This is a genomic window from Pseudomonas sp. TH31 (assembly GCF_016650815.1).
Lineage (GTDB): Bacteria > Pseudomonadota > Gammaproteobacteria > Pseudomonadales > Pseudomonadaceae > Aquipseudomonas.
The window spans coordinates 130,919-155,595 of sequence record NZ_JAEKEZ010000034.1; the positions used below are offsets into that span (position 1 = coordinate 130,919).

The window sequence follows — 24,677 nt, forward strand, 5'->3', positions numbered from 1 at the left end:
AGCGGGCGTGGCTAATGGAATCTTGTTATTCGTGTGAATCAACACAGCCGATGAAGGCGTCATCACACGAGAAGGCGAAGGGCACGGACCCTTCGCCTTTTTAAGCGTTTACGCGCCGACTACGATCGGCCTTGCCAGGGGCGGGACGGCGGCGCTGGTAGGCGCGATGCCGGCTTCGAACTCTGGACGGAAGTATTTGATTGCGCTGCCCAGTGGCTCCACGGCGCCCGGTGCGTGAGCACAGAAGGTCTTGCCAGGGCCGAGGAAACCGACCAGACCCAGCAGGGTCTCGATATCGCCGGCTTGCCCTTCACCGTTCTCGATCGCACGCAGAAGCTTGACGCTCCACGGCAAACCGTCACGGCACGGGGTGCAGAAGCCACACGACTCGCGGGAGAAGAACTCTTCCATGTTGCGCAGCAGGGATACCATGCTGACGCTGTCGTCCACCGCCATGGCCAGGCCGGTACCCATCCGGGTGCCCACCTTGGCGATGCCGCCGGCGTACATTTGTGCGTCCAGGTGTTCCGGCAACAGGAAACCGGTACCGGCGCCGCCAGGCTGCCAGCACTTGAGCTTGAAGCCGTCGCGCATACCGCCGGCGTAGTCTTCGAACAACTCGCGACCGGTCACGCCGAATGGCAGTTCCCACAGGCCCGGTTCTTGACCTTGCCGGAGAAGCCCATGAGCTTGGTGCCCATGTCTTCGCTGCCCGCGCGAGCCAACGATTTGTACCAGTCCACGCCGTCGGCAATGATCGCCGGCACGTTGCACAGGGTTTCAACGTTGTTCACGCAAGTCGGCTTGCCCCACACGCCAACGGCGGCAGGGAAGGGTGGCTTGGAGCGCGGGCTGGCGCGGCGGCCTTCGAGGGAGTTGATCAGTGCGGTTTCTTCACCGCAGATGTAACGCCCGGCGCCGGTGTGGACGAACAGCTCGAAATCGAAGCCGCTGCCCAGGATGTTCTTGCCCAGCAGGCCCGCTGCCTTGGCTTCTTCCACGGCACGGTTCAGGTGCTTGGCGGCGGTGGTGTATTCGCCACGCAGGAAGATATAGCCACGGTAGGTTTTCAGCGCGCGAGCACTGATCAGCATGCCTTCGATCAGCAGATGGGGAAGTTGCTCCATCAGCATGCGGTCTTTCCAGGTATTCGGCTCCATTTCATCCGCGTTGCACAGCAGGTAGCGGATGTTGATGGATTCGTCCTTGGGCATCAGGCCCCACTTCACGCCCGTGGGGAAGCCTGCACCGCCGCGACCTTTGAGGCCGGCGTCTTTCACGGTCTGGACGATATCGTCCGTGGCCATGTCGGCGAAGGCTTTGCGCGCAGCGGCGTAACCGTTCTTGGCCTGGTACTCGTCGAGCCACACAGCCTCGCCGTCGTCACGCAGACGCCAGGTCAGCGGATGAGTCTCTGCGACACGCTTGATGCGGTTGGCAGGACCGAAGGAAGTCAGGGTCATACGTAGCCCTCGAGCAATTTGGCGACGCCAGCAGGCTGCACGTCACCGAATGTGTCGTCGTCGATCATCAACGCCGGTGCCTTGTCGCAGTTGCCGAGGCAGCAAACCGGCAGCAGGGTGAAACGACCGTCGTCGGTGGTCTGACCCAGGCCGATGCCGAGCTTGCTCTGGATTTCGCCGACCACGGACTCGTGGCCGCCGATGTAGCAGACCATGCTGTCGCAGACGCGAATGATGTGGCGGCCGACCGGCTGACGGAAGATCTGGCTGTAGAACGTCGCCACCCCTTCAACGTCGCTGGCCGGGATGCCGAGCATTTCGCCGATGGCGTAGAGCGCGCCGTCAGGCACCCAGCCACGTTCCTTCTGGACGATCTTCAGGGCTTCGATCGACGCCGCGCGCGGGTCTTCGTAGTGATGCAGCTCGTGCTCGATGGCCGAGCGCTCGGTTTCGCTCAGGGCGAAACGGTCTGTCTGGATAAGCGTGTTATTCATGCTTAGCGGTCCACGTCGGCCATAACGAAATCGATACTACCCAGGTACGCGATCAAGTCCGCGACCATGCTGCCTTTGATCACCGAAGGGATCTGCTGCAAGTGCGGGAAGCTTGGGGTACGAATCCGGGTGCGGTAGCTCATGGTGCCGCCATCGCTCGTCAGGTAATAACTGTTGATGCCCTTGGTCGCTTCGATCATCTGGAAGGATTCGTTGGCCGGCATGACCGGGCCCCACGAAACTTGCAGGAAGTGCGTGATCAGGGTCTCGATGTGTTGCAGCGTGCGTTCTTTGGGCGGCGGTGTAGTCAGCGGGTGATCCGCCTTGTACGGGCCTTCCGGCATGTTGCGCATGCACTGCTCGATGATCTTCAGGCTCTGGCGCATTTCTTCGACGCGCACGATGCAACGGTCGTAGGCATCGCCATTGGCCGCCAGCGGCACTTCGAATTCGAAGTTCTCGTAGCCGGAGTACGGACGCGCTTTACGCAAGTCGAAGTCGCAACCGGTCGAACGCAGGCCAGCACCGGTGACGCCCCATTCCAGGGCTTCCTTGGTGTTGTAGGCGGCAACGCCGATGGTCCGGCCTTTGAGGATGCTGTTGTCCAGCGCGGCTTTCTGGTATTCGTCCAGACGCTTTGGCATCCACTCGACGAAGTCTTTCACCAGTTTTTCCCAGCCGCGTGGCAGGTCGTGCGCGACGCCACCGATGCGGTACCAGGCCGGGTGCAGGCGGAAACCGGTGATGGCTTCGATCACCGTGTATGCCTTCTGGCGGTCGGTGAAGGTGAAGAACACCGGGGTCATCGCGCCGACGTCCTGGATGTAGGTCCCCAGGAACAGCAGGTGGCTGGTGATCCGGAAGAACTCGGCCATCATGATGCGGATGACATCGACTTTTTCGGGCACCTTGATGCCGGCCAGCTTCTCGACCGAGAGCACGTACGGCAGGTTGTTCATCACACCGCCGAGGTAGTCGATACGGTCGGTGTACGGGATGAAGCTGTGCCAGGACTGACGCTCGGCCATCTTCTCGGCACCACGGTGGTGGTAGCCAACGTCCGGCACGCAGTCGACGATCTCTTCACCGTCCAGCTGCAGGATGATGCGGAACGCACCGTGCGCGGAAGGGTGGTTAGGGCCGAGGTTGAGGAACATGTAGTCCTCGTTCGCCCCGGAACGCTTCATGCCCCAGTCTTCAGGCTTGAAGCGCGCGGCTTCTTCCTCAAGCTGTTGCTTGGCCAGGGTCAGGCTGAACGGGTCGAACTCGGTGGCACGGGCCGGGAAGTCCTTGCGCAGCGGGTGACCTTCCCAGGTCGGCGGCATCATGATGCGGGTCAGGTGCGGGTGACCTTTGAAGTCGATCCCGTACATGTCCCAGACTTCACGCTCGTACCAGTTGGCGTTCGGCCAGATGCTGGTGACGGTCGGCAGGCTGAGGTCGCTCTCGGACAAGGCGACCTTGATCATTACGTCACTATTACGTTCGAGCGACATCAAGTGATAGAACACAGTGAAGTCGGCGCCGCTTGGCAGCCCTTGACGCTTGGTGCGCAGACGCTCGTCCACGCCGTGCAGGTCATAGAGCATGACATACGGCTTGGGCAGGTTGCGCAGGAAGCTCAGGACTTCGACGAGTTTGGCACGGGCAACCCAAAGCACCGGCATGCCGGTGCGGGTAGGCTGGGCGGTGAACGCCTCGGGGCCAAAACGGTTGTTCAGTTCGACGACCACATCCTGGTCGTCTGCCTTATAAGGCGGGATGTACAGAGCACTGCCTGTAGTCATGGTTATTTATCGCTTTCGGTCAACGTAAAGAATGAAGCCAGTGTCTCGTTCTATAAAAGAAGCAGAGCTGGATCAGACTTCGTCGGGGCTGCGCAGGTTGGTGACTGCGATTCGCTGTTCGCGGCGCGCATCCTTTTGCGAAGGCATCTCGGCGCGGTATACGCCTTGATCGCCGACGACCCAGGAAAGCGGACGACGCTCCTGTCCAATCGACTCTTGCAACAGCATCAAGCCTTGCAGAAAAGCTTCAGGGCGGGGCGGGCAGCCAGGCACGTAGACGTCCACGGGCAGGAACTTGTCCACCCCTTGAACGACGGAGTAGATGTCGTACATGCCACCGGAGTTGGCGCACGAACCCATGGATATAACCCATTTAGGTTCGAGCATTTGCTCGTAGAGACGCTGAATGATCGGCGCCATCTTGATGAAGCAGGTACCGGCGATAACCATGAAATCCGCCTGACGCGGCGATGCCCGGATAACCTCGGCGCCAAAGCGCGCGATGTCGTGGGGCGCCGTGAAGGCGGTGGTCATTTCCACGTAGCAGCACGAAAGACCGAAGTTATACGGCCACAGGGAGTTCTTGCGCCCCCAGTTGATCGTGCCGTTAAGCACGTCTTCGAGCTTGCCCATGAAGATGTTTTTGTGAACTTGATCTTCTAACGGATCGGAAACGGTTTCCCGCTCGCCAATCGGATACTGCTCGTTAGGAGCATCGGGGTCGATCCTGGTGAGATTGTATTGCATTGCCAAAGCCTCATTGTTTCAGCTTCGCCTGCCGCTTGCGACGAGCTTCCGGAGCCCAGTCAAGGGCGCCCACTCGGAACAGGTAGACAAGACCTGCCAACAGAATTGCTATGAAAACGAGAGCTTCGACGAATCCGGTCCAGCCGCTTTCGCGGACGGACACAGACCAGGCAAAGAGAAAGAGGGCTTCGATATCGAAGATCACGAAGAGCATCGCGACCAGATAGAATTTGGCTGAGAGCCGCAAGCGGGCGCCACCTGTAGGTAGCATGCCGGACTCGAACGGTTCGTTTTTGCTGCGGCCCCAGGCTTTTGACCCGAGGAGGCTGGAGACGCCGAGCATGAAGGCGCAGAGGCCGACGACGCCCAGAAGGAAAATGGCAAAGCCCCAGTTGTGGGCCATGAGTCCTGTCGCTTCGGGCATGCTGGTAATCCTTAACAGAGAGCAAAGGTCTCTGAGCTTGAAAAGAAACAAAGCAGTGACGATATGTCGCAGCAATCAATCGCGGTGATTTTATGGCTAAACACCCGGCAAGTAAAATTCCTATAGCGAAATTATTTATAGGAATCAGGACATAGCGCACCTCCGAAGGCCTGCAGCCCATGCGGTTCGGGCATTAGGGGGCATTTCACCAATTATGTTTTGTGGGGGATGTAACGAATATAGTTGCAGCTAAATGATAATCAATATTGTTTGTGGTGGTTTTTAAACTGTTTAACGGGTGAGCGGCCGGGAAGTTGTCTTATATAGCTGTTACTGCAAGTAGCAGTGGGGCTCGTTTTACCGGACTTTTCTGATAGCGACGGTGCGCTGGATCAATGTGCCGCCGCTTTTGTAGGAGCAAGGCTTGCCCGCGAAGAACGATGACGCGGTATTCCTGATTCACCGCGGCGCATCCATCGCGGGCAAGCCTTGCTCCTACAGAATTGTGTCGAGGTCGAATTCCAGGCAAAAAAACGCCCCGAACAAGTCGGGGCGTCAGATGTGCGGCGTTGCGGTTAGCTTTTACTCGGTCCGCAACGGCCGTTTACTCAGTATCAGTGAAACTGTTCTTCTTCAGTCGAACCGGTCAGCGCGGTCACCGAAGACGAGCCACCCTGGATCACGGTGGTCATGTCGTCGAAGTAGCCGGTGCCCACTTCCTGCTGGTGAGCCACGAAGGTGTAACCCTTGGCGGCGTCAGCGAACTCTTGCTCTTGCAGCTTCACGTAGGCAGTCATGTCGTTGCGGGCGTAGTCGTGCGCCAGGTTGAACATGCTGTGCCACATGTTGTGAATGCCGGCCAGGGTGATGAACTGGTGCTTGTAGCCCATGGCGGACAGTTCGCGCTGGAACTTGGCGATGGTCGCGTCGTCCAGGTTTTTCTTCCAGTTGAAGGAAGGCGAGCAGTTGTACGACAGGAGTTGGTCCGGGTATTCCTTTTTGATCGCTTCGGCGAAGCGACGAGCTTCGTCCAGGTCCGGCTTGGCGGTTTCGCACCAGATCAGGTCGGCGTACGGCGCGTAGGCCAGGCCGCGAGCGATGGCCTGGTCGAGACCGGCGCGCACTTTGTAGAAGCCTTCCTGGGTACGTTCGCCAGTCACGAACGGCTGATCGTACGGGTCGCAGTCCGACGTCAGCAGGTCAGCAGCGTTAGCGTCGGTACGGGCCAGAATGATGGTCGGTGTACCGGCAACGTCAGCAGCCAGGCGAGCAGCGGTCAGCTTCTGTACGGCTTCCTGGGTAGGAACCAGTACCTTGCCGCCCATGTGGCCACATTTTTTCACGGAAGCCAGTTGGTCTTCGAAGTGAACGCCGGCGGCGCCTGCTTCGATCATGCTCTTCATCAGCTCGTAAGCGTTCAGTACGCCGCCGAAACCGGCTTCAGCGTCAGCCACGATGGGTGCGAAGTAGTCGATGTAACCTTCGTCGCCCGGGCCTTTGCCGGCTTTCCACTGGATCTGGTCAGCACGACGGAACGAGTTGTTGATGCGCTTGACCACGGTTGGAACCGAGTCCACCGGGTACAGCGACTGGTCCGGGTACATCGATTCGGCGGAGTTGTTGTCCGCAGCCACTTGCCAGCCTGACAGGTAGATCGCCTGGATACCGGCTTTAACTTGTTGTACAGCCTGGCCGCCAGTCAGGGCGCCCATGCAGTTGACGAAATCTTTCTCAGGACGGAAGGACGGCTTGGCACCCTGGGTCACCAGGTTCCAGAGCTTCTCGGCGCCCAGTTTTGCAAAGGTGTGCTCAGGCTGAACCGAGCCACGCAGACGGACGACGTCAGCAGCGGAGTAAGCGCGTGTCACGCCTTTCCAGCGTGGGTTTTCAGCCCAATCTTTTTCAAGGGCTGCAATTTGCTGTTCGCGTGTCAGTGCCATGGAGATAAACCTCGTCGCATAGGTCTGGGGTGGAAAATTCCTGCTCCTGCCGACTACGCGTAAAGGGGCGTAAAAGGCTGCTCGCTGACCAGAAGCTTAGGCGCTCAAGTCGGATTCGGCGGGGATGGCGACGGGATGAACGATGGGCTCGAGGGGAAGTGAGCAGGTAAGGGCGAACTGGCGAGCGCATTCGGGCGTCGTGGGCCTCTATACGAACTTCAGTGTGGTGCCGGGTTACCTAATTACGCTTCCGTCCCTCGGGACAACTTCGTTCCAGTCGGCAACCTCGTCAAACACACCTTGTGGGCGGTACAGACACGAAGCGGCTCGCGGGGTAGATGCGAGCGTCGCCTCGAAGGCCCTTGCCAGGGCCCCTGATTAGCGGGAGCGAGGCCATCATGCCTTTGCTTTTTTGGCTCGTCAAACATTTTGTAGTGCTTTTTTTAAGGCACTACATCTTTAGTCTAATACGACTAATCAGTCAGTTTTTGGTGCTTTAGTCCAGCGTGTCGACTTTCACCCGCAAGGTCATGTCATCGCGGCCCTGAGTAGAGTAGCTGCGGGTTATGCCCTGTTTGTCGGCCTGAGTCTGGCGATTCACGCCGGCCAGGGTGATCCACTCGCCCAGCCGTCCCGTGACAGTTGTGTCGGTACTTTGCACATTCACTACATCGGGACGTTCCTGGCTCATGCGGTCACGGTTGGTACTGATCGCCAGGTGAACGATGTCACCGGTGACGCTGGCGGTGACGTAGAACCCCTGGGTGACGTTGCGATACTGGGTCTGGCTTTGCACGCGACCGTAGGTGTCGGTTTGCGTGCTGGTCAGCGGCACGCTCTGGCCGACCTGGATCAGTGCCGGCGTACCTTCGCTGGCCTGGACCTGTTGGATGCCGCCGTCACGGCTGTCGGTGCTGCGATTGATGATCCGCGTCTGGCTTGGCGCCGCGCCGTTCACCGAATAACCCTGGTCGCCCTGGAAGTTGTTTTCGTTGGTGTCGACGGTGATCAACAGGCGTTTGGCGGCCACATCAAGGTGACTGATCAGGGTCTTGAGTTCGTCGATCTTGCGTTGTTCGGCGTTGACAATCAGTTGATTGCCATAGGCGCTGACCTGGCCGTCCTTGCCGATAAAATTCTGCGCCACCGGTAGCATGTCGGCGCTGGTGCGGTAGCTCAGGGGCACGATCTCGGTAGCGGCGGTGACCGAAAAACTGCAGGTCAACAGCAGCGTGGTGAGCAGGGTGCGTAGGGACATGTCCGTTATCTCCGCTTTCTAAAGGCTTGATATTGCCAGTTTGTCGGCCCGGGGTGGGGCAAGTTGAATCGTAGACAGCAAAACGCCCCGGCATCGGTTGATGGCGGGGCGTTTTGGGGTGTTCATGAAGCCGCTATCGCGAGCAGGCTCGCTCCCACAGGTTCAGCGTAATCCTTGTGGGAGCGAGCTTGCCCGCGAAGGCCGCGACTCGGTATCAAGCCGAATGCCGCACCATGTCCACATGCGGAATTCCGGCTTCCAGGAACTCCTCACTGACCAGGCTGAAGCCCAGGCGCTCATAGAACGGCGTGGCCTGCACTTGCGCACTCAGCATTTGCTGCTTCAGCCCGCGCTTCTCGGCCTCGCCGATCACCGCTTGCATCAGCGCATCGCCGACTTTCAAGCCGCGCCAGTCCTTGAGCACCGAGACCCGGCCGATGTGACCATCGGGCAGCAGGCGGGCGGTGCCAATCGGAAAGTCGCCTTCGAAAGCGAGGAAATGCACCGCTGTCGCGTCATCGGCATCCCATTCCAGTTCTGGCGGAACGGATTGCTCGGCGATGAACACCGTCTCACGAATGCGCCGTATCTCGGCGATATCCTTCTGCCAGTCTGCGACACGAACGTGGATTTTATTCATCAGCAAACCCCAGGCTGCCTTGTTTGACCAGTTCGCACAGCAGGCCGCGACCGTCTTCGTCGTTCAGCCAGTCACCGAGGTTGTCGGTGTGCAGGGCGTCGGCGGCGCAGATCAACTTCAGCAGTTCGCGCAGTTTGCCCGGCAGGTAGCGGCTCTGGCCGCTGGCGAACAGCAGCAGGTCGTCATCGACTTCGGACCAGGCCATGCGCGCGCTTGGGTTGCGGATCAGCACGGCGCCTTGTTCCAGGCTCGCGAGGAAGTCTTCTTCTTCGATTTCCTCCGGGCCGACCACCAGTTCCGGGTAGCGCGGCTCAGTCATGTACTGGCCGAACCAGGTCAGCAGCAGGCGCTCGTCGCTCATGTGCTCGGCCAGCAAAGCTTTCAGGCGATCAAGTGCGTCGTGCTGAATCTGGTGCGGATCGACCGCCGGCAGGGCGTCGGCATCGGTGTAGCGCTCTTCGTCCGTCAGGAACTGGCTGAGGAAGTCGGTGAAGTGAGTCAGCACTTCAGAGGCGCTCGGGGCGCGGAAGCCGACCGAGTAGGTCATGCAGTCATCAATCGCGACGCCGCAATGGGCCAGGCGTGGCGGCAGGTAAAGCATGTCACCCGGCTCCAGGACCCACTCATCGGTGGCTTCGAAGTCGGCGAGGATGCGCAGGTCCGCGTGTGGCAGCAGCTTGCTCTCGGAATCGCACATCTGGCCGATTTTCCAGTTGCGCTTGCCGTGACCTTGCAGCAGGAACACATCGTAGTTGTCGAAGTGCGGGCCGACGCTGCCACCCGGGCGGCGAAGCTGATCATCACGTCGTCGACGCGCCAGCTCGGCAGGAAGCGGAACCGCTCCAGCAACTCGCCGACTTCCGGCACGAACTGGTCGACCGCTTGAACCAGCAGGGTCCACTCGGTTTCCGGCAGCTTGCTGAATTCGTCTTCGGCGAACGGGCCGCGGCGCAACTCCCAGGGACGCTCGCCGTGCTCGATCACCAGGCGCGATTCAACTTCTTCTTCAAGCGCCAGGCCGGCCAGTTCGTCGGGATCGATCGGGCTTTCGAAATCAGGGATCGCCTGGCGGATCAGCAGCGGTTTTTTCTGCCAGTAGTCACGCAGGAATTCGCGCGCCGTGATGCCACCCAGAAGTTGAAGAGGAATATCAGGATTCATGTGTAACCTATTGAAAAAATGCACTTTTCAGACGGGAATAAAAACGCCCGGCGCTGCCGGGCGTCTCAAAATTGTCAAGCGGTCGATCAGATGCGTTTGGCTTGCTCGCAAGCGTTGCCGATGTAGTTCGCCGGGGTCAGCAATTTCAGCTCGGCCTTGGCAGCGGCTGGCATGTCCAGGCCGTCGATGAAAGTTTGCAGCGCTTCAGGGCCGATGCCCTTGCCGCGAGTCAACTCTTTCAACTTCTCGTACGGGTTTTCGATGTTGTAGCGGCGCATCACGGTCTGGATTGGCTCGGCCAATACTTCCCAGCAAGCGTCCAGGTCGGCAGCGATCTTCTGAGCGTTGAGCTCCAGTTTGCTGATGCCTTTGAGGCTGGCTTCGTACGCGATCACGCTGTGGGCGAAGCCGACACCGAGGTTGCGCAGGACGGTGGAGTCGGTCAGGTCGCGCTGCCAGCGGGAGATTGGCAACTTGCTCGCCAGGTGCTGGAACAGTGCGTTGGCGATACCCAGGTTGCCTTCGGAGTTTTCGAAGTCGATCGGGTTGACCTTGTGCGGCATGGTCGACGAACCGATTTCGCCAGCGATGGTGCGCTGCTTGAAATAACCCAGGGAGATGTAGCCCCAGATGTCGCGGTCGAAGTCGATCAGGATGGTGTTGAAGCGGGCGATCGCGTCGAACAGCTCGGCAATGTAGTCGTGCGGTTCGATCTGCGTGGTGTACGGGTTGAAGCCCAGGCCCAGTTCGTCTTCGATGAAAGCGCGGGCGTTTTCTTCCCAGTCGATTTCCGGGTAGGCGGAGATGTGTGCGTTGTAGTTGCCGACAGCGCCGTTGATCTTGCCCAGCAGCGGAACGGCAGCGACTTGAGCGATTTGACGCTCCAGACGGTAAACCACGTTCGCCAGCTCTTTGCCCAGGGTGGTCGGCGAAGCCGGTTGACCGTGGGTGCGCGACAGCATTGGCACGTCAGCGAAACGGATCGCCAGTTCGCGGATGGCCTCGCTGGTTTGACGCATCAGCGGCAGCATCACGTCATCACGGCCTTCGCGCAGCATCAGGGCGTGGGACAGGTTGTTGATGTCCTCGCTGGTGCAGGCAAAGTGGATGAACTCGCTGACCTTGGCCAGTTCCGGCAGCTTGGCCGCTTGCTCTTTGAGCAAGTATTCGATGGCTTTGACGTCGTGGTTGGTGGTGCGCTCGATCTCTTTGACACGCTCGGCGTGCTCCAGAGCGAAATTGTCCGCCAGGGTGTTCAGCACCGCGTTGGCTTCGGCGGAGAACGCCGGCACTTCGCTGATGCCTGGATGGGCGGCCAGGCGCTGGAGCCAGCGCACTTCAACCAGAACGCGAGCACGGATCAGGCCGTATTCGCTGAAAATTGGGCGCAGGGCCTGGGTTTTGCCGGCGTAGCGGCCGTCAACAGGGGAAACCGCAGTGAGCGAAGAGAGCTGCATGGGGTGTTCTCGGACAGTCGGGCAACGAAATGGGGCGCGTATCATACATGAAAAATTCCGCCGGTCCGTTGCCAACTGACCGGCGTACTACGCGTTACTGACTACAAAGCGGTGTTGCGGGCGCGGCTCAGCTGCTGCGCATCAGCGGGTAAAGCTCTTTGAGCAACTTGCGACGGCTGATCACCAGCTGCCAGCGATGGCCGCCCAACTGTCGCCACAGCCGCGCCGAACGAATCCCGGCGAGCAACAGCGCGCGGATCTTCGAGGCATTGCTCGGTTGCTGCAAATTACGCATGTCGCCGTGGACCTGGATCCGTTGGCGCAGGGTGCTCAGGGTATCCTGATACAGCGCACCGCAGGCCGCGATCACGTTTTCGTGGGCCGGGCCGAAGTGCTCAACCTGGGATTGAATCTGTGGCAGGCGCTTGCCGATCACCTCGAGCATGTCGCCACGCTTGGCCAATTGACGCTCAAGACCCAGCATCGCCAGGGCATAACGCAGTGGTTCACGCTGTAGGGTGCTCGGGTCGCGTTCCAGGGCGCCGATCAACGCGCGATAACCTTCACGCAGATTGATGTCGTCGCCGCCGTAGACTTCCAGGGTGTCCTTGGGGTCGCGAATCAGCAGGCTGCCGAGCATGCACGTCAGTCCGGCTTCGCTGGTCTGGCCGCTCTTGGCAATCTTGTCCACCAGCACGGCGGCGAGAAACACGCCGCCCAGTGCCGTCAATTGCTCCTGAGTCGGGCTCATTGCTGTGCGCCTTGAGGAGTGCCTTTGCTGATCCATGGTTCGGCAATTTCGATCACGCCGCCGCCGAGGCAGATTTCCCCGTCATAGAACACCACGGATTGGCCTGGGGTGACCGCGCGTTGCGGGTCATCGAAGATCGCGCGGTAGCCGGTGGCGGTCTTTTCCAGCGTGCAAGGCTGGTCGCTTTGGCGATAACGGACCTTGGCGGTCAACCGGCGTGGCTCGTTCAGATCAATCGGGTTGACCCAGTAAATGTCCGAGGCGAGCAGGGCGCGGGAGAACAGGTACGGGTGGTCATTGCCTTGGCCAACGATCAGCTCGTTGTTGACCAGGTCCTTGATCAGCACATACCACGGCTCGTCACTGGCGTCTTTCAAGCCACCGATGCCCAGGCCCTGGCGCTGACCGATGGTGTGGTACATCAAGCCGTGGTGGCGGCCGATGACTTCACCTTCGGTGGTCTTGATCTCGCCTGGCTGCGCCGGCAGGTACTGTTTGAGGAAGTCGCTGAAGCGGCGTTCGCCGATAAAGCAAATCCCGGTGGAGTCCTTTTTCTTCGCGGTGGCCAGTTCGTGTTTCTCGGCAATCGCGCGGACTTCGGGTTTCTCCAGCTCGCCGACCGGGAACAGGGTCTTGGCGATCTGTTCTGCGCCCACGGCGTGCAGGAAGTAGCTCTGGTCCTTGTTCGGGTCCAGGCCCTTGAGCAGCTCGGTGCGGCCATCGATGTCGCGGCGGCGCACATAGTGGCCGGTGGCGATCAGGTCGGCGCCGAGCACCATGGCGTAGTCGAGGAACGCCTTGAACTTGATCTCGCGGTTACACAGGATGTCCGGGTTCGGCGTGCGCCCGGCCTTGTATTCGGCCAGGAAGTGTTCGAACACGTTGTCCCAGTACTCGGCGGCGAAGTTGGCGGTGTGCAGCTTGATGCCAATCTTGTCGCACACAGCCTGCGCATCCGCCAGGTCGTCCATGGCGGTGCAGTATTCCGTTCCATCGTCTTCTTCCCAGTTCTTCATGAACAGGCCTTCCACCTCATAACCCTGCTCGATCAGCAGGAGAGCGGAAACGGAAGAGTCCACGCCGCCGGACATGCCGACAATGACGCGCTTCTTTTGTGTGTCAGAAGGGGCTGGATCACGCATAGGGATTCAATGAGTGTCTTGAAAAAGGACGCGATTCTAACAGGCCGAAGCCCGCAAGGCTAAAGAGAAGGGCGGATCAGTTCGAGACCGAAGTGTTTACCGTCCAGATAATCATCGATACAGCGGATGATCAGCTCACTGCGCCAGTTTGCGCGCTGTTCTACCAATTCGTCACGGGTCAGCCATTTGGCGCCGACGATGCCGTCGTCCAGCTGATAGTCGGGGTGGTGTTTGATGGCTTTGGCAATGAAGCAAACTCGCTGGTACGTCACGCCGTTGCTTGGGGCGGTGTAGAGATAAATGCCTGTCACGCCGGTTGGCTCGACGTCCCAACCGGTTTCTTCGAGGGTTTCGCGCACGGCGGCCTCGATCAGGGTTTCGTTGGGGTCCAGGTGGCCGGCGGGCTGGTTGAGTACCGCTCGTCCGCCCTTGAGTTCTTCGACCATCAGGAACCGGCCATTGTCTTCGACGATGGTGGCGACGGTGATGTGGGGTAGCCAGGTCATGCTTTGTCCTCTGGTGGTTTTGGGCTTGATCATGGCGATCAAAAGATCGCAGCCTTCGGCAGCTCCTACAGGGCTCGGCGTAGGAGCTGCCGAAGGCTGCGATCTTTTGATCTTGGGTGCAAACACAAACCCCGGCACAAGGCCGGGGTTTGTGGTGTTCCCTTACAACCTTAAACCAGCGCAGCGATCGCGGCGTTGAAGGTGTTGCTTGGGCGCATGGCTTTGCTGATCAGCTCGGCATTGGCGTGGTAGTAGCCGCCGATGTCCACGGGCTTGCCCTGAACGGCGTTGAGCTCGGCGACGATGGTCGCTTCGTTCTCGGCCAGGGTCTTGGCCAGCTGACCAAACTGCGCTTGCAGTGCAGTGTCTTCAGTCTGGGCGGCCAGGGCTTGTGCCCAGTACAACGCCAGGTAGAAGTGGCTGCCGCGGTTGTCGATGTTGCCGACTTTGCGCGATGGCGACTTGTTGTTGTCCAGGAACTGGCCAGTGGCCTGGTCCAGGGTCTTGGCCAAAACCAAAGCTTTAGGGTTGTTGTACGTCACACCCAGATGCTCAAGGGAGGCGGCCAGGGCCAGGAACTCGCCCAGGGAATCCCAGCGCAGGAAGTTCTCTTCCAGCAGCTGCTGAACGTGCTTCGGTGCCGAACCGCCAGCGCCGGTTTCAAACAGACCGCCGCCATTCATCAGCGGCACGATCGACAGCATCTTGGCGCTGGTGCCCAGTTCCATGATCGGGAACAGGTCAGTCAGGTAGTCGCGCAGTACGTTGCCGGTCACCGAGATGGTGTCCTTGCCTTCGCGAGTGCGACCCAGGGTGAACGCCATCGCGTCAACCGGGGACATGATGCGGATATCCAGGCCGCAAGTGTCGTGATCCTTCAGGTAAGCCTGAACTTTCTCGATCACAACGCCGTCGTGCGCGCGCATTGGGTCCAACCAGAAAATCGCTGGAGTAGCGCTTGCGCGGGCACGGTTGACGGCCAGTTTGACCCAGTCCTGGATCGGTGCGTCTTTGGTCTGGCACATGCGGAAGATGTCGCCGGCTTCAACCGACTGCTCCAGTAGAGTGCGACCAGCGCTGTCGCAAACCCGAACCACGCCGTTGCTCTTGATCTGGAAAGTCTTGTCGTGCGAGCCGTACTCTTCAGCTTTTTCGCCATCAGGCCGACGTTTGGCACGCTGCCCATGGTGGTTGGATCGAAGGCGCCGTGCAGCTTGCAATCTTCGATGACCGCCTGGTAGATGGTGGCGTAGCAGCGATCCGGGATCACAGCCTTGGTGTCGTGCAACTGACCGTCAGTGCCCCACATCTTGCCGGAGTCACGGATCATTGCCGGCATCGAGGCGTCGACGATCACGTCGCTCGGCACGTGCAGGTTGGTGATGCCTTTGTCGGAGTTGACCATGGCCAACGACGGACGAACGGCGTAGACCGCCTGGATGTCCGCTTCGATCTGCGCTTGTTGCTCAGCCGGCAAAGCCTTGATGCGAGCGTACAGGTCGCCGATGCCGTTGTTCAGGTTAAAGCCGATCTGCGCCAGCACGTCAGCGTGCTTGGCCAGTGCGTCTTTATAGAACTCGGCAACGATCTGGCCGAACATGATCGGGTCGGAGACCTTCATCATGGTGGCTTTCAGGTGAACCGACAGCAGCACGCCTTTTTGCTTGGCGTCTTCGATCTCGGCGGCGATGAAGCTGCGCAGGGCGTTTTTGCTCAGTACCGCGCAATCGAGGATCTCACCGGCTTGCACGGTGGTTTTTTCTTTCAGGACGGTGGTGGTGCCGTCTTGAGCGATCAGTTCGATTTTAACGGCGTCAGCGGCGTCGATCAGGGCAGCTTTTTCGCTGCCGTAGAAATCGCCGGTGCTCATGTGCGCGACGTGGGACTTGGAGTCCGCAGCCCAGGCGCCCATTTTGTGCGGGTGCTTGCGCGCGTAGTTCTTGACCGACAGCGGGGCACGACGATCGGAGTTGCCTTCGCGCAGAACCGGGTTCACGGCGCTGCCCTTGATCTTGTCGTAGCGCGACCTGGCTTGTTTGTCGGCGTCGGTGGTCACGGTTTCCGGGTAGTCCGGCAGGGCGAAGCCCTGGGCTTGCAGCTCTTTGATCGCGGCTTGCAGCTGAGGAACCGAGGCGCTGATGTTCGGCAGTTTGATGATGTTGGCTTCAGGCGTAACGGCCAGGTCGCCCAGTTCGGCGAGGTGGTCGGCTACGGCTTTGTCACCCAATTGCTCGGGGAAGCTGGCCAGGATGCGCCCTGCAAGAGAGATGTCGCGGGTTTCCACGGCAATATCAGCGGAGGCGGTGAAGGCCTCTACGATAGGCAACAGTGAATAGGTGGCGAGGGCTGGGGCTTCGTCGGTGAAGGTATAGATGATCTTCGAGCGGGTGGGCATATTCGGATTAACTCTCTCTTCTTTGCTAAAGCGTGCGCCGAAACTCGAGGGGCGCCGTGTAAGCGCGTTCGTTCAAAGTCATCCATGAGCCGAATGTCGAGGTTTCTTCGCGGTGATGTTGGGTGCATCAGTCGAGCGTCAAGCGGGTGGGCTGCGGTAACAACCCGGCTTCAATCTGGCTGAAAGTCTCGTAATAGAGAGCTTGGCCTTTGTGACCCTTCGGTCAGCGGCGGCATTATACATAGGTAGCTGGCAATCTGCCGATGGTTCATAGGCAACGATTCTCGTCCATTGGTCTAAAGGTCGCAGGTCGGTGGGCGGCGTAGAGTCTTGCACCGTGCTTGAGTTTGGCGCTTTTCCCTTTGCTTTCAGGCTTGTAGATCACGAACTGCACAGCTTTGCGGCAGATGGGTGGAACATAGGGTTTGCGCGCTGATTTAACTGGGGTACGCTCGAACGAAGCCAGATGTTCAATCCAAACAATGGAGTTCAGCATGGGATACAAGAAGATTCAGGTTCCAGCAGTCGGCGACAAAATCACCGTCAATGCAGACCATTCTCTCAATGTTCCTAACAACCCGATCATCCCCTTCATCGAAGGCGATGGCATCGGCGTTGATATCAGCCCGGTCATGATCAAGGTTGTCGATGCTGCTGTTAAGAAGGCTTACGGCGGCGAGCGCAAAATTTCCTGGATGGAAGTCTACGCCGGGGAAAAAGCGACTCAGGTTTACGATCAGGACACCTGGCTGCCTCAGGAAACCCTGGACGCAGTCAAGGATTACGTGGTTTCCATCAAGGGCCCTCTGACCACCCCGGTCGGTGGCGGCATCCGTTCGCTGAACGTGGCCCTGCGCCAACAACTCGACCTTTACGTCTGCCTGCGTCCGGTACGCTGGTTCGAAGGCGTGCCTAGCCCTGTCAAGAAGCCAGGCGACGTCGACATGACGATCTTCCGTGAGAACTCGGAAGACATCTATGCCGGCATCGAGTGGAAGGCCGGTTCGCCGGAAGCGACCAAAGTCATCAAGTTCCTGAAAGATGAAATGGGCGTCACCAAGATCCGCTTCGACGAAAACTGCGGCATCGGCATCAAGCCGGTTTCGCTGCAAGGCACCAAGCGTCTGGCGCGCAAGGCTCTGCAATATGTGGTCGACAACGACCGCGATTCGCTGACCATCGTGCACAAAGGCAACATCATGAAGTTCACCGAAGGTGCCTTCAAGGAGTGGTCCTACGAAGTGGCGGCTGAAGAGTTCGGCGCGACCCTGCTCGACGGTGGTCCGTGGATGCAGTTCAAGAACCCGAAAACCGGCAAGAACGTCATCGTCAAGGACGCCATCGCCGACGCCATGCTCCAGCAGATCCTGCTTCGCCCGGCCGAATACGATGTGATCGCGACCCTGAACCTGAACGGCGACTACCTCTCCGACGCCCTGGCGGCTGAAGTGGGCGGCATCGGCATCGCGCCGGGTGCCAACTTGTCCGACACCATCGCCATGTTCGAGGCGACCCACGGCACTGCGCCGAAATATGCCGGCAAGGACCAGGTCAACCCAGGCTCCTTGATTCTGTCTGCCGAGATGATGCTGCGTCACATGGGCTGGACCGAAGCGGCTGATCTGATCATCAAGGGCACCAACGGCGCGATTTCCGCCAAGACCGTGACCTATGACTTCCATCGTTTGATGGAGGGCGCGAAACTGCTGTCTTCTTCGGCGTTTGGTGATGCGCTGATTTCGCACATGTAAGAAATTTGCACGAAAAAAAACCGCCTTCGGGCGGTTTTTTTATGACTGGATGACGGGTTTCGTCAACTTGGCACCGTTTCGTGGTGAGTGGAGGGCGTGACTGGTTCGTTCGCGACAGGCGCAGACGTGATCTTCACGGCGTGCAGGCCCTTGGGGCCCTGAACGATCTCGAAGCTTACGGCCTGTCCGGCCTTGAGGGTCTTGTAGCCCTCCATTTCAATGGCCGAGTAGTGGGCAAAGAAGTCGATCTCTTTGCCCGCCTCATCGCGTCCATCTCTGGCGTCGGTGTTAATGAAACCGAACCCCTTGGCATTGTTGAACCACTTCACCTTACCGACTGCCATGCTCATATCCCTCTGCAACAGACTCCATCACTGGAGTATCATCCAGTATATCCGCAGTCTAATCTTGCAAATAAGATTGACTCCGCGGACCTTTTTTACCCACTGTGGGCTCTATTGTTTGTAACACCGTTTTCCCGATAGTCAAGGTGACCGGGCAGTCGGAGTTGAAATCGTTGATAGCCGCCCCCACCACTGTATTTGCACAACTGACGAACCTTTCTTTCCATGCATGCAATCAGCCAGATTCGACTAACATTCAATCAGGATCATCCTGATTTACACGACGACGATTCCGCAGGCATTGCTGTTCAGGAGGCTAAGCCTGCTTTACAGGCGCCGCCGATGTACAAGGTGGTTTTGTTTAATGATGACTACACACCGATGGATTTCGTCGTCGAAGTGCTCGAGGTGTTTTTTAACCTGAATCGCGAGCTGGCGACCAAGGTCATGCTGGCCGTCCACACAGAAGGACGGGCAGTGTGTGGCGTGTTTACCCGTGACATCGCCGAGACGAAGGCCATGCAGGTCAACCAGTACGCCAGGGAAAGCCAGCATCCGCTACTCTGTGAAATCGAGAAGGACGGTTAATCGCCGACCACTTGGGTATGAGGTGAAGCTATGTTAAACCGCGAGCTCGAAGTCACCCTCAATCTAGCCTTCAAGGAGGCTCGTTCGAAACGTCATGAATTCATGACCGTCGAACACCTCCTGCTGGCCCTATTGGACAATGAGGCTGCCGCCACCGTTTTGCGTGCATGCGGCGCAAACCTCGACAAACTCAAGCATGACCTGCAGGAGTTCATCGACTCCACCACGCCGCTGATCCCCGTCCATGACGAGGATCGCGAGACCCAACCGACACTGGGCTTCCAGCGTGTTCTGCAGCGTGCTGTCTTTCACGTACAGAGCTCGGGTAAACGCGAAGTGACTGGCGCCAACGTGCTGGTCGCGATCTTCAGTGAGCAAGAAAGTCAGGCGGTGTTCCTGCTGAAACAGCAGAGCGTTGCCCGCATTGATGTCGTCAACTACATCGCCCATGGCATTTCGAAAGTGCCGGGGCACGGCGATCACTCTGAAGGTGAGCAAGATATGCAGGACGACGAGGGCGGTGAGTCTTCTTCTTCAGGCAATCCTCTGGATGCTTATGCCAGTAACCTCAACGAACTCGCGCGCCAGGGTCGAATCGACCCGCTGGTAGGCCGTGAGCTCGAAGTCGAGCGCGTCGCGCAGATCCTGGCGCGTCGTCGCAAAAACAATCCGTTGCTGGTAGGCGAGGCGGGTGTGGGTAAAACCGCAATTGCCGAAGGCCTGGCCAAGCGCATTGTCGACAACCAGGTGCCGGACCTGCTGGCCAACAGTGTGGTGTACTCCCTTGATCTGGGGGCCTTGCTGGCCGGGACCAAATACCGCGGCGATTTCGAGAAACGCTTCAAGGCGTTGCTCAATGAGCTGAAAAAACGTCCGCAGGCGATCCTGTTCATCGACGAGATCCACACCATCATTGGTGCGGGTGCCGCGTCCGGTGGCGTCATGGATGCCTCGAACCTGCTCAAGCCGTTGCTGTCGTCCGGCGATATCCGCTGCATCGGTTCGACCACGTTCCAGGAATTTCGCGGGATCTTCGAGAAGGACCGTGCCCTGGCACGACGCTTCCAGAAGGTCGATGTGTCGGAGCCTTCGGTAGAAGACACCATCAGCATCCTGCGCGGCCTGAAAGGGCGGTTCGAAACGCACCACGGCATCGAGTACAGCGATGAAGCCCTGCGTGCGGCGGCTGAACTGGCCTCGCGCTACATCAATGACCGGCACATGCCGGACAAGGCCATCGACGTCATCGACGAGGCGGGTGCCTACCAGCGCCTGCAACCGATCGAGAAGCGTGTGAAACGCATCGAAGTGCCTCAGGTCGAGGACATCGTGGCGAAAATCGCGCGGATTCCGCCTAAGCACGTCAACAGTTCCGACAGAGAGCTGTTGCGTAACCTGGAGCGCGACCTGAAGCTGACGGTATTTGGCCAGGATGCCGCGATCGACTCGTTGTCGACGGCGATCAAACTGTCCCGTGCCGGCCTCAAGTCGCCTGACAAACCAGTCGGTTCGTTCCTGTTCGCCGGTCCTACCGGTGTCGGTAAAACCGAAGCGGCGCGTCAGTTGGCCAAGGCACTGGGTATCGAGCTGGTTCGCTTTGACATGTCCGAGTACATGGAGCGCCACACCGTATCGCGTTTGATCGGTGCACCTCCGGGCTATGTCGGGTTCGACCAGGGCGGCCTGTTGACCGAAGCCATTACCAAGCAGCCTCACTGCGTGCTGTTGCTCGATGAAATCGAGAAGGCGCATCCGGAAGTCTTCAACCTGCTGCTGCAGGTCATGGATCACGGTACGCTGACCGATAACAACGGGCGCAAGGCGGACTTCCGTAACGTGATCGTCATCATGACGACCAACGCCGGTGCCGAAACTGCAGCTCGCGCTTCGATCGGTTTCACCCATCAGGACCACTCGTCCGATGCGATGGAAGTGATCAAGAAGAGCTTCACGCCGGAGTTCCGCAACCGTCTGGACACCATTATCCAGTTTGGTCGCCTCAGTCATGAGGTCATCAAAAGCGTGGTGGACAAGTTCCTTACCGAGCTTCAGGCGCAGCTGGAAGACAAGCGTGTGCAGCTGGAAGTGACCGACGCTGCGCGCAGCTGGCTGGCGGCGGGTGGCTACGACTCGGCAATGGGTGCTCGACCAATGGCGCGTTTGATCCAGGACAAGATCAAGCGTCCGCTGGCCGAAGAGATCCTCTTTGGCGAACTGGCCGACCATGGCGGTGTGGTTCACATCGACCTCAAGGACGGCGAGCTGACCTTCGAGTTCGAGACCACGGCAGAAATGGCCTGACGTTAACCGCAACAAAGCAAAAGGCGCCGAAAGGCGCCTTTTTGCTGTTTGTCAGATCTACGCCGATCCGCCGTAGGAGCTGCCGAAGGCTGCGATCTTTTGATCTTTGATTTTCAAGATCAGCATCAACATCAAAAGATCGCAGCCTTCGGCAGCTCCTACACATGCAGGGTTGTTAAATCCCGGACAAACAAAAACGCCCGGCATAGCCGGGCGTTTTGTATTGACTTGATTAGCGAGCGCGGTAAGTAATGCGCCCTTTGCTCAAGTCATAGGGCGTCAGCTCGACGCGCACTTTGTCACCGGTAAGAATACGAATGTAGTTCTTGCGCATCTTGCCGGAAATATGCGCGGTTACGACGTGCCCATTTTCCAACTCCACACGAAACATGGTGTTGGGCAGGGTGTCGACGACAGTGCCTTCCATTTCGAAGCTGTCTTCTTTCGACATGCAGTAAAGCCCTCGGTATCCAATGAATGGCCCGGTGCAACTGCGCCAGGCAAAAGCGGCGTGCATTGTGCCCGAAAAATGGGGTTTACGCCAAGCGGTTTACAGATTGCCTTAGTTGAGGATGACCCAGCGCTGATTAATCAGCAGTTCGATGGGGCGATACTGGGTCTTGTAGTTCATCTTTTTGCAGTTCTTGATCCAGTAGCCGAGGTAGACCGCTTCCAGTCCCAGTCGCTGGGCTTCGGCAATCTGCCAGAGGATGGCGTAACGTCCGAGGCTGCGATGGTCCTCGGCGGGCTCGTAGAAGGTGTAGACCGCCGACAGGCCGTTGGGCAGCAGGTCGGTGACCGCCACGGCGACTAACCGGCCGTCGAGACGGAATTCGTAGAACCGGGAAAACGGCAGGTCACGCACCAGGAACGTCGAAAACTGATCGCGGCTCGGCGGGTACATGTCGCCGTCGGCGTGACGCTGTTCGATGTAGCGTTGATAGAGGTCGAAATACTCTTCGCTGAACCCGGGCCTGGCCGGCCGTACCTGCAAGTCGGCGTTGCGCTTGAAAATGCGTTTTTGCTGACGGTTGGGCGCAAATTGAGCTACAGGGATGCGCGCAGGCACGCACGCATTGCAATTCTGGCAATGCGGCCGATAGAGATGATCGCCACTGCGACGAAAGCCCATTTCCGACAGGTCTGCGTAGACATGCACATCCATGGGCTGGCTAGGATCGAGAAACAGGGTCGTGGCCTGCTCCTCGGGCAGATAACTGCAAGAGTGAGGCTGAGTGGCATAGAACTTCAAACGCGCCAACTCGGTCATGATCAACCCTCGGGATAAGCTTTGATTGGGGGCGTTCTCAATGAGTTTCACCGCCGCGTTGTCGCCTTAAAACGGGCCAGGCAAGGCGCAGGCCGCTGGAAATGGTTGTTCCCTTTCCAAGGCCTGCAACGCAGCCTGGCCCGTTTTAAGGCACAACCCGAAGGGCCGGGCCTGCTGTTGTGCAGGGCTGCGTTGCTCGAAGCTTATTTGGAATAACCCAACCACGCTTCTCGCGCCTTGCCCTGCACAACAGCAGACCCGGCGCGGCGGCGAAACTCATTGAGAACGCCCCCTAAGTGTAAGCCACGCGAACGAAAGTCGCTCAGCAAACCCAGGTAGCGCGATTGGGTTGATCCAGGTGTCGAGCCAGGTAACCGGCAAACTCGCTGCGCGGTATCGCCCGGGCGCCGAGGCTGTGCAAATGATCGGTGGGCATCTGGCAATCGATCAGTACAAAACCCGAGTCTTTCAGATGTCGCACCAGTGTGGCAAAGCCATATTTGGAGGCATTGTCGGCACGACTGAACATCGATTCGCCAAAAAACAGCTGCCCCATGGCCAGGCCGTACAAGCCTCCGACCAGCTCACCCTGGTCCCAGACTTCCACCGAATGGGCGTAGCCGCGCTTGTGCAGCTCCAGGTAGGCGTTCTGCATGGCTTGCGTGATCCACGTGCCGTCGGCGTAATCTCGCGGCGCGGCGCAGGCGCGGATGACGGCGGCAAAATCCTGATCGAAGGTCACTTGATAGCGTTGTTGGCGCAGTAACTTGTTCAGGCTGCGGGAAACGTGCAGTTCGTCGGGAAGCAGCACGGTGCGTGGATCGGGCGACCACCAGAGAATCGGTTGGCCTTCGGAAAACCAGGGAAAGCAGCCGTGGCGATAGGCCTGGATCAGCCGATCAGCGGACAGGTCGCCGCCCGCCGCCAGCAACCCGTTGGGATCGCGCATGGCTTTTTCCAGCGGCGGAAAAGTCAGGGTGTTGCGTTGTAACCAAGTCAGCATGGCATCCGGGCTTGCAGAAGGGGAGGGCAGGGGCGGACATGTCGGTCCGTCGTGAAGTGGTGCGTCAAACGCCAGGAATATCGTCGAGGTATTTCTCGGCGTCCAGCGCGGCCATGCAGCCAGCCCCGGCAGACGTCACGGCCTGGCGGTAAACATGATCCGCTACATCGCCGGCGGCGAACACTCCTTCGATGTCAGTGGCAGTGGCATCGCCTTCGTTGCCGCCCTTGATCAGCAGGTAGCCGTCACGCATTTTCAGTTGGCCCCGGAACAGGTCGGTGTTGGGTTTGTGGCCGATGGCGATAAACACGCCGGCCAGCGGTAGCTCGCGGGTTTCGCCGGTTTGGCTGTCGCGCAAACGGGCGCCGGTCACGCCGCTGGCATCGCCCAGCACTTCATCGAGGTTCTGGTTCCAGTGCAGGCGGATATTACCGTTGGCGGCTTTTTCGAACAGCTTGTCCTGAAGGATCTTCTCCGAGCGCAGCTTGTCACGCCGGTGCACCAGGTGCACTTCCTTGGCGATGTTCGACAGGTACAGCGCTTCTTCCACTGCCGTGTTGCCGCCGCCGATCACCGCGACCACCTGATTGCGGTAGAAGAAACCGTCGCAGGTTGCGCAGGCCGAAACGCCCTTGCCGGCAAAGGCTTCTTCCGACGGCAGCCCCAGGTACTGGGCCGATGCGCCGGTGGCAATAATCAGCGCGTCGCAGGTGTAGGTGCCGTTGTCGCCGATGAGCTCGAAAGGGCGCTGTTGCAACTTGGCGGTGTGGATGTGGTCGTAAACGATCTCTGTGTCAAAGCGCTCGGCGTGTTTTTGCATGCGTTCCATCAGCACCGGGCCGGTGAGGCCTTCGACGTCGCCGGGCCAGTTGTCGACTTCGACGGTGGTGGTGAGCTGGCCACCGGCCTGTATGCCGGTAATGACCACGGGCTGGAGGTTGGCGCGGGCGGCATAAACGGCAGCGCTGTAACCGGCAGGGCCAGAGCCCAGAATGATCAGGCGTGAATGCTTGGCTTCACTCATAAAAACACCTCATAAGCCTTTGTCACAAAAGAGAATGCATGCTCAAATTGAACCGTGTGTCATGTGCTTTTGGCTATGCTACACCCAAGGGTCTGAAGCATGGCATCGGGCGAACAAACCCGTACAATGCCCGCTTGTAACAGCGTTTGTATAAAAAAAGCCGTGCGTGCCCTGTTTTGAAACACCGGGGTGCAGTGTTAAAAGTAGTCCCAGTTACGCCGGTTAACTTTT

The 24,677-nt window shown here is 59.0% G+C and carries 19 protein-coding genes and 3 pseudogenes; 3 read left to right on the plus strand and 19 right to left on the minus strand.

The annotated features are described in order from the left end of the window. Positions 1 to 108 precede the first annotated feature (108 nt). From nuoF to JFV26_RS29115, 14 genes and pseudogenes are all read right to left on the minus strand, one after another. Positions 109 to 1,463, minus strand: a pseudogene (nuoF, locus tag JFV26_RS29050) (NADH-quinone oxidoreductase subunit NuoF). Further along, entirely contained in the window at positions 1,460 to 1,957 is a 498-nt protein-coding gene (gene nuoE / locus JFV26_RS29055) for an NADH-quinone oxidoreductase subunit NuoE (protein WP_201197116.1), read from the minus strand. The pseudogene nuoF and the gene nuoE overlap by 4 nt, the downstream one beginning before the upstream one ends. A gap of 2 nt (positions 1,958 to 1,959) precedes the next feature. Beyond that, positions 1,960 to 3,744, minus strand: coding sequence for an NADH-quinone oxidoreductase subunit C/D (gene nuoC, locus JFV26_RS29060; protein WP_201197117.1), 1,785 nt, complete (start codon positions 3,742 to 3,744; stop codon positions 1,960 to 1,962). Positions 3,745 to 3,816: 72 nt separating this feature from the next. Then, complete coding sequence (locus JFV26_RS29065; protein ID WP_150766759.1) at positions 3,817 to 4,491, minus strand: NuoB/complex I 20 kDa subunit family protein; 675 nt, start codon at positions 4,489 to 4,491, stop codon at positions 3,817 to 3,819. A 10-nt stretch (positions 4,492 to 4,501) separates the two neighbouring features. Beyond that, positions 4,502 to 4,915, minus strand: a complete 414-nt coding sequence (locus JFV26_RS29070; protein WP_003223812.1) for an NADH-quinone oxidoreductase subunit A — start codon at positions 4,913 to 4,915, stop codon at positions 4,502 to 4,504. 614 nt (positions 4,916 to 5,529) lie between these two features. Further along, positions 5,530 to 6,855: an isocitrate lyase gene (gene aceA, locus JFV26_RS29075; protein WP_008032724.1), complete on the minus strand. Its 1,326-nt coding sequence runs from the start codon at positions 6,853 to 6,855 to the stop codon at positions 5,530 to 5,532. A 496-nt stretch (positions 6,856 to 7,351) separates the two neighbouring features. After that, a complete protein-coding gene (locus JFV26_RS29080; RefSeq protein ID WP_201197118.1) occupies positions 7,352 to 8,113 on the minus strand; it encodes a secretin N-terminal domain-containing protein in 762 nt (253 codons plus the stop codon). Positions 8,114 to 8,327: 214 nt separating this feature from the next. After that, positions 8,328 to 8,753, minus strand: coding sequence for a GNAT family N-acetyltransferase (locus tag JFV26_RS29085; protein ID WP_201197119.1), 426 nt, complete (start codon positions 8,751 to 8,753; stop codon positions 8,328 to 8,330). Then, positions 8,746 to 9,914 (minus strand): annotated as a pseudogene (locus JFV26_RS29090) (ribosomal protein uL16 3-hydroxylase). The gene JFV26_RS29085 and the pseudogene JFV26_RS29090 overlap by 8 nt, the downstream one beginning before the upstream one ends. Before the next feature lie 86 nt (positions 9,915 to 10,000). Continuing rightward, the gene (gene purB, locus JFV26_RS29095) at positions 10,001 to 11,371 is read right to left on the minus strand and encodes an adenylosuccinate lyase (RefSeq protein ID WP_201197120.1); all 1,371 of its coding nucleotides are present in this window, start codon (positions 11,369 to 11,371) and stop codon (positions 10,001 to 10,003) included. Between the two features lie 127 nt (positions 11,372 to 11,498). Then, on the minus strand, positions 11,499 to 12,122 hold the full coding sequence (gene hflD / locus JFV26_RS29100) for a high frequency lysogenization protein HflD (RefSeq protein WP_201197121.1): 624 nt from the start codon (positions 12,120 to 12,122) through the stop codon (positions 11,499 to 11,501). After that, the gene (gene mnmA, locus JFV26_RS29105; RefSeq protein WP_201197122.1) at positions 12,119 to 13,264 is read right to left on the minus strand and encodes a tRNA 2-thiouridine(34) synthase MnmA; all 1,146 of its coding nucleotides are present in this window, start codon (positions 13,262 to 13,264) and stop codon (positions 12,119 to 12,121) included. Before mnmA ends, hflD begins: the two co-directional genes overlap by 4 nt. Positions 13,265 to 13,323: 59 nt before the next feature. Further along, a complete protein-coding gene (locus JFV26_RS29110; protein ID WP_201197123.1) occupies positions 13,324 to 13,770 on the minus strand; it encodes an NUDIX hydrolase in 447 nt (148 codons plus the stop codon). Between the two features lie 170 nt (positions 13,771 to 13,940). Continuing rightward, a pseudogene (locus JFV26_RS29115) lies at positions 13,941 to 16,165 on the minus strand (NADP-dependent isocitrate dehydrogenase). A 494-nt stretch (positions 16,166 to 16,659) separates the two neighbouring features. Between JFV26_RS29115 and icd the strand changes: the two are divergent. Further along, entirely contained in the window at positions 16,660 to 17,916 is a 1,257-nt protein-coding gene (gene icd / locus JFV26_RS29120; protein ID WP_201197124.1) for an NADP-dependent isocitrate dehydrogenase, read from the plus strand. Between the two features lie 62 nt (positions 17,917 to 17,978). Here the strand turns inward: icd and JFV26_RS29125 are convergent, their stop codons facing one another. Further along, positions 17,979 to 18,260: a cold shock domain-containing protein gene (locus JFV26_RS29125; RefSeq protein ID WP_201197125.1), complete on the minus strand. Its 282-nt coding sequence runs from the start codon at positions 18,258 to 18,260 to the stop codon at positions 17,979 to 17,981. 225 nt (positions 18,261 to 18,485) lie between these two features. Between JFV26_RS29125 and clpS the strand changes: the two genes are divergently transcribed. Further along, positions 18,486 to 18,848 (plus strand): ATP-dependent Clp protease adapter ClpS, encoded by a 363-nt coding sequence (gene clpS, locus JFV26_RS29130; protein WP_201197126.1) that lies wholly within the window; start codon positions 18,486 to 18,488, stop codon positions 18,846 to 18,848. A gap of 30 nt (positions 18,849 to 18,878) precedes the next feature. After that, positions 18,879 to 21,149: an ATP-dependent Clp protease ATP-binding subunit ClpA gene (gene clpA, locus JFV26_RS29135; protein ID WP_201197127.1), complete on the plus strand. Its 2,271-nt coding sequence runs from the start codon at positions 18,879 to 18,881 to the stop codon at positions 21,147 to 21,149. A 232-nt stretch (positions 21,150 to 21,381) separates the two neighbouring features. Here the strand turns inward: clpA and infA are convergent, their stop codons facing one another. From infA to trxB, 4 genes are all read right to left on the minus strand, one after another. Then, positions 21,382 to 21,600, minus strand: coding sequence for a translation initiation factor IF-1 (gene infA / locus JFV26_RS29140; RefSeq protein WP_002553999.1), 219 nt, complete (start codon positions 21,598 to 21,600; stop codon positions 21,382 to 21,384). A 111-nt stretch (positions 21,601 to 21,711) separates the two neighbouring features. After that, on the minus strand, positions 21,712 to 22,419 hold the full coding sequence (locus JFV26_RS29145; RefSeq protein ID WP_201197128.1) for an arginyltransferase: 708 nt from the start codon (positions 22,417 to 22,419) through the stop codon (positions 21,712 to 21,714). Positions 22,420 to 22,741: 322 nt separating this feature from the next. Next, entirely contained in the window at positions 22,742 to 23,422 is a 681-nt protein-coding gene (gene aat / locus JFV26_RS29150) for a leucyl/phenylalanyl-tRNA--protein transferase (RefSeq protein ID WP_201197129.1), read from the minus strand. A 64-nt stretch (positions 23,423 to 23,486) separates the two neighbouring features. Beyond that, positions 23,487 to 24,446: a thioredoxin-disulfide reductase gene (trxB, locus tag JFV26_RS29155; RefSeq protein WP_201197130.1), complete on the minus strand. Its 960-nt coding sequence runs from the start codon at positions 24,444 to 24,446 to the stop codon at positions 23,487 to 23,489. Positions 24,447 to 24,677 lie beyond the last annotated feature (231 nt).

Coding starts and splice junctions, on each gene's coding strand:
- nuoE (WP_201197116.1), bottom strand. CDS start 1,957: ATGAATAACACGCTTATCCAGACAGACCGTTTCGCCCTGAGCGAAACC.
- nuoC (WP_201197117.1), bottom strand. CDS start 3,744: ATGACTACAGGCAGTGCTCTGTACATCCCGCCTTATAAGGCAGACGAC.
- JFV26_RS29065 (WP_150766759.1), bottom strand. CDS start 4,491: ATGCAATACAATCTCACCAGGATCGACCCCGATGCTCCTAACGAGCAG.
- JFV26_RS29070 (WP_003223812.1), bottom strand. CDS start 4,915: ATGCCCGAAGCGACAGGACTCATGGCCCACAACTGGGGCTTTGCCATT.
- aceA (WP_008032724.1), bottom strand. CDS start 6,855: ATGGCACTGACACGCGAACAGCAAATTGCAGCCCTTGAAAAAGATTGG.
- JFV26_RS29080 (WP_201197118.1), bottom strand. CDS start 8,113: ATGTCCCTACGCACCCTGCTCACCACGCTGCTGTTGACCTGCAGTTTT.
- JFV26_RS29085 (WP_201197119.1), bottom strand. CDS start 8,753: ATGAATAAAATCCACGTTCGTGTCGCAGACTGGCAGAAGGATATCGCC.
- purB (WP_201197120.1), bottom strand. CDS start 11,371: ATGCAGCTCTCTTCGCTCACTGCGGTTTCCCCTGTTGACGGCCGCTAC.
- hflD (WP_201197121.1), bottom strand. CDS start 12,122: ATGAGCCCGACTCAGGAGCAATTGACGGCACTGGGCGGCGTGTTTCTC.
- mnmA (WP_201197122.1), bottom strand. CDS start 13,264: ATGCGTGATCCAGCCCCTTCTGACACACAAAAGAAGCGCGTCATTGTC.
- JFV26_RS29110 (WP_201197123.1), bottom strand. CDS start 13,770: ATGACCTGGCTACCCCACATCACCGTCGCCACCATCGTCGAAGACAAT.
- icd (WP_201197124.1), top strand. CDS start 16,660: ATGGGATACAAGAAGATTCAGGTTCCAGCAGTCGGCGACAAAATCACC.
- JFV26_RS29125 (WP_201197125.1), bottom strand. CDS start 18,260: ATGGCAGTCGGTAAGGTGAAGTGGTTCAACAATGCCAAGGGGTTCGGT.
- clpS (WP_201197126.1), top strand. CDS start 18,486: ATGCATGCAATCAGCCAGATTCGACTAACATTCAATCAGGATCATCCT.
- clpA (WP_201197127.1), top strand. CDS start 18,879: ATGTTAAACCGCGAGCTCGAAGTCACCCTCAATCTAGCCTTCAAGGAG.
- infA (WP_002553999.1), bottom strand. CDS start 21,600: ATGTCGAAAGAAGACAGCTTCGAAATGGAAGGCACTGTCGTCGACACC.
- JFV26_RS29145 (WP_201197128.1), bottom strand. CDS start 22,419: ATGACCGAGTTGGCGCGTTTGAAGTTCTATGCCACTCAGCCTCACTCT.
- aat (WP_201197129.1), bottom strand. CDS start 23,422: ATGCTGACTTGGTTACAACGCAACACCCTGACTTTTCCGCCGCTGGAA.
- trxB (WP_201197130.1), bottom strand. CDS start 24,446: ATGAGTGAAGCCAAGCATTCACGCCTGATCATTCTGGGCTCTGGCCCT.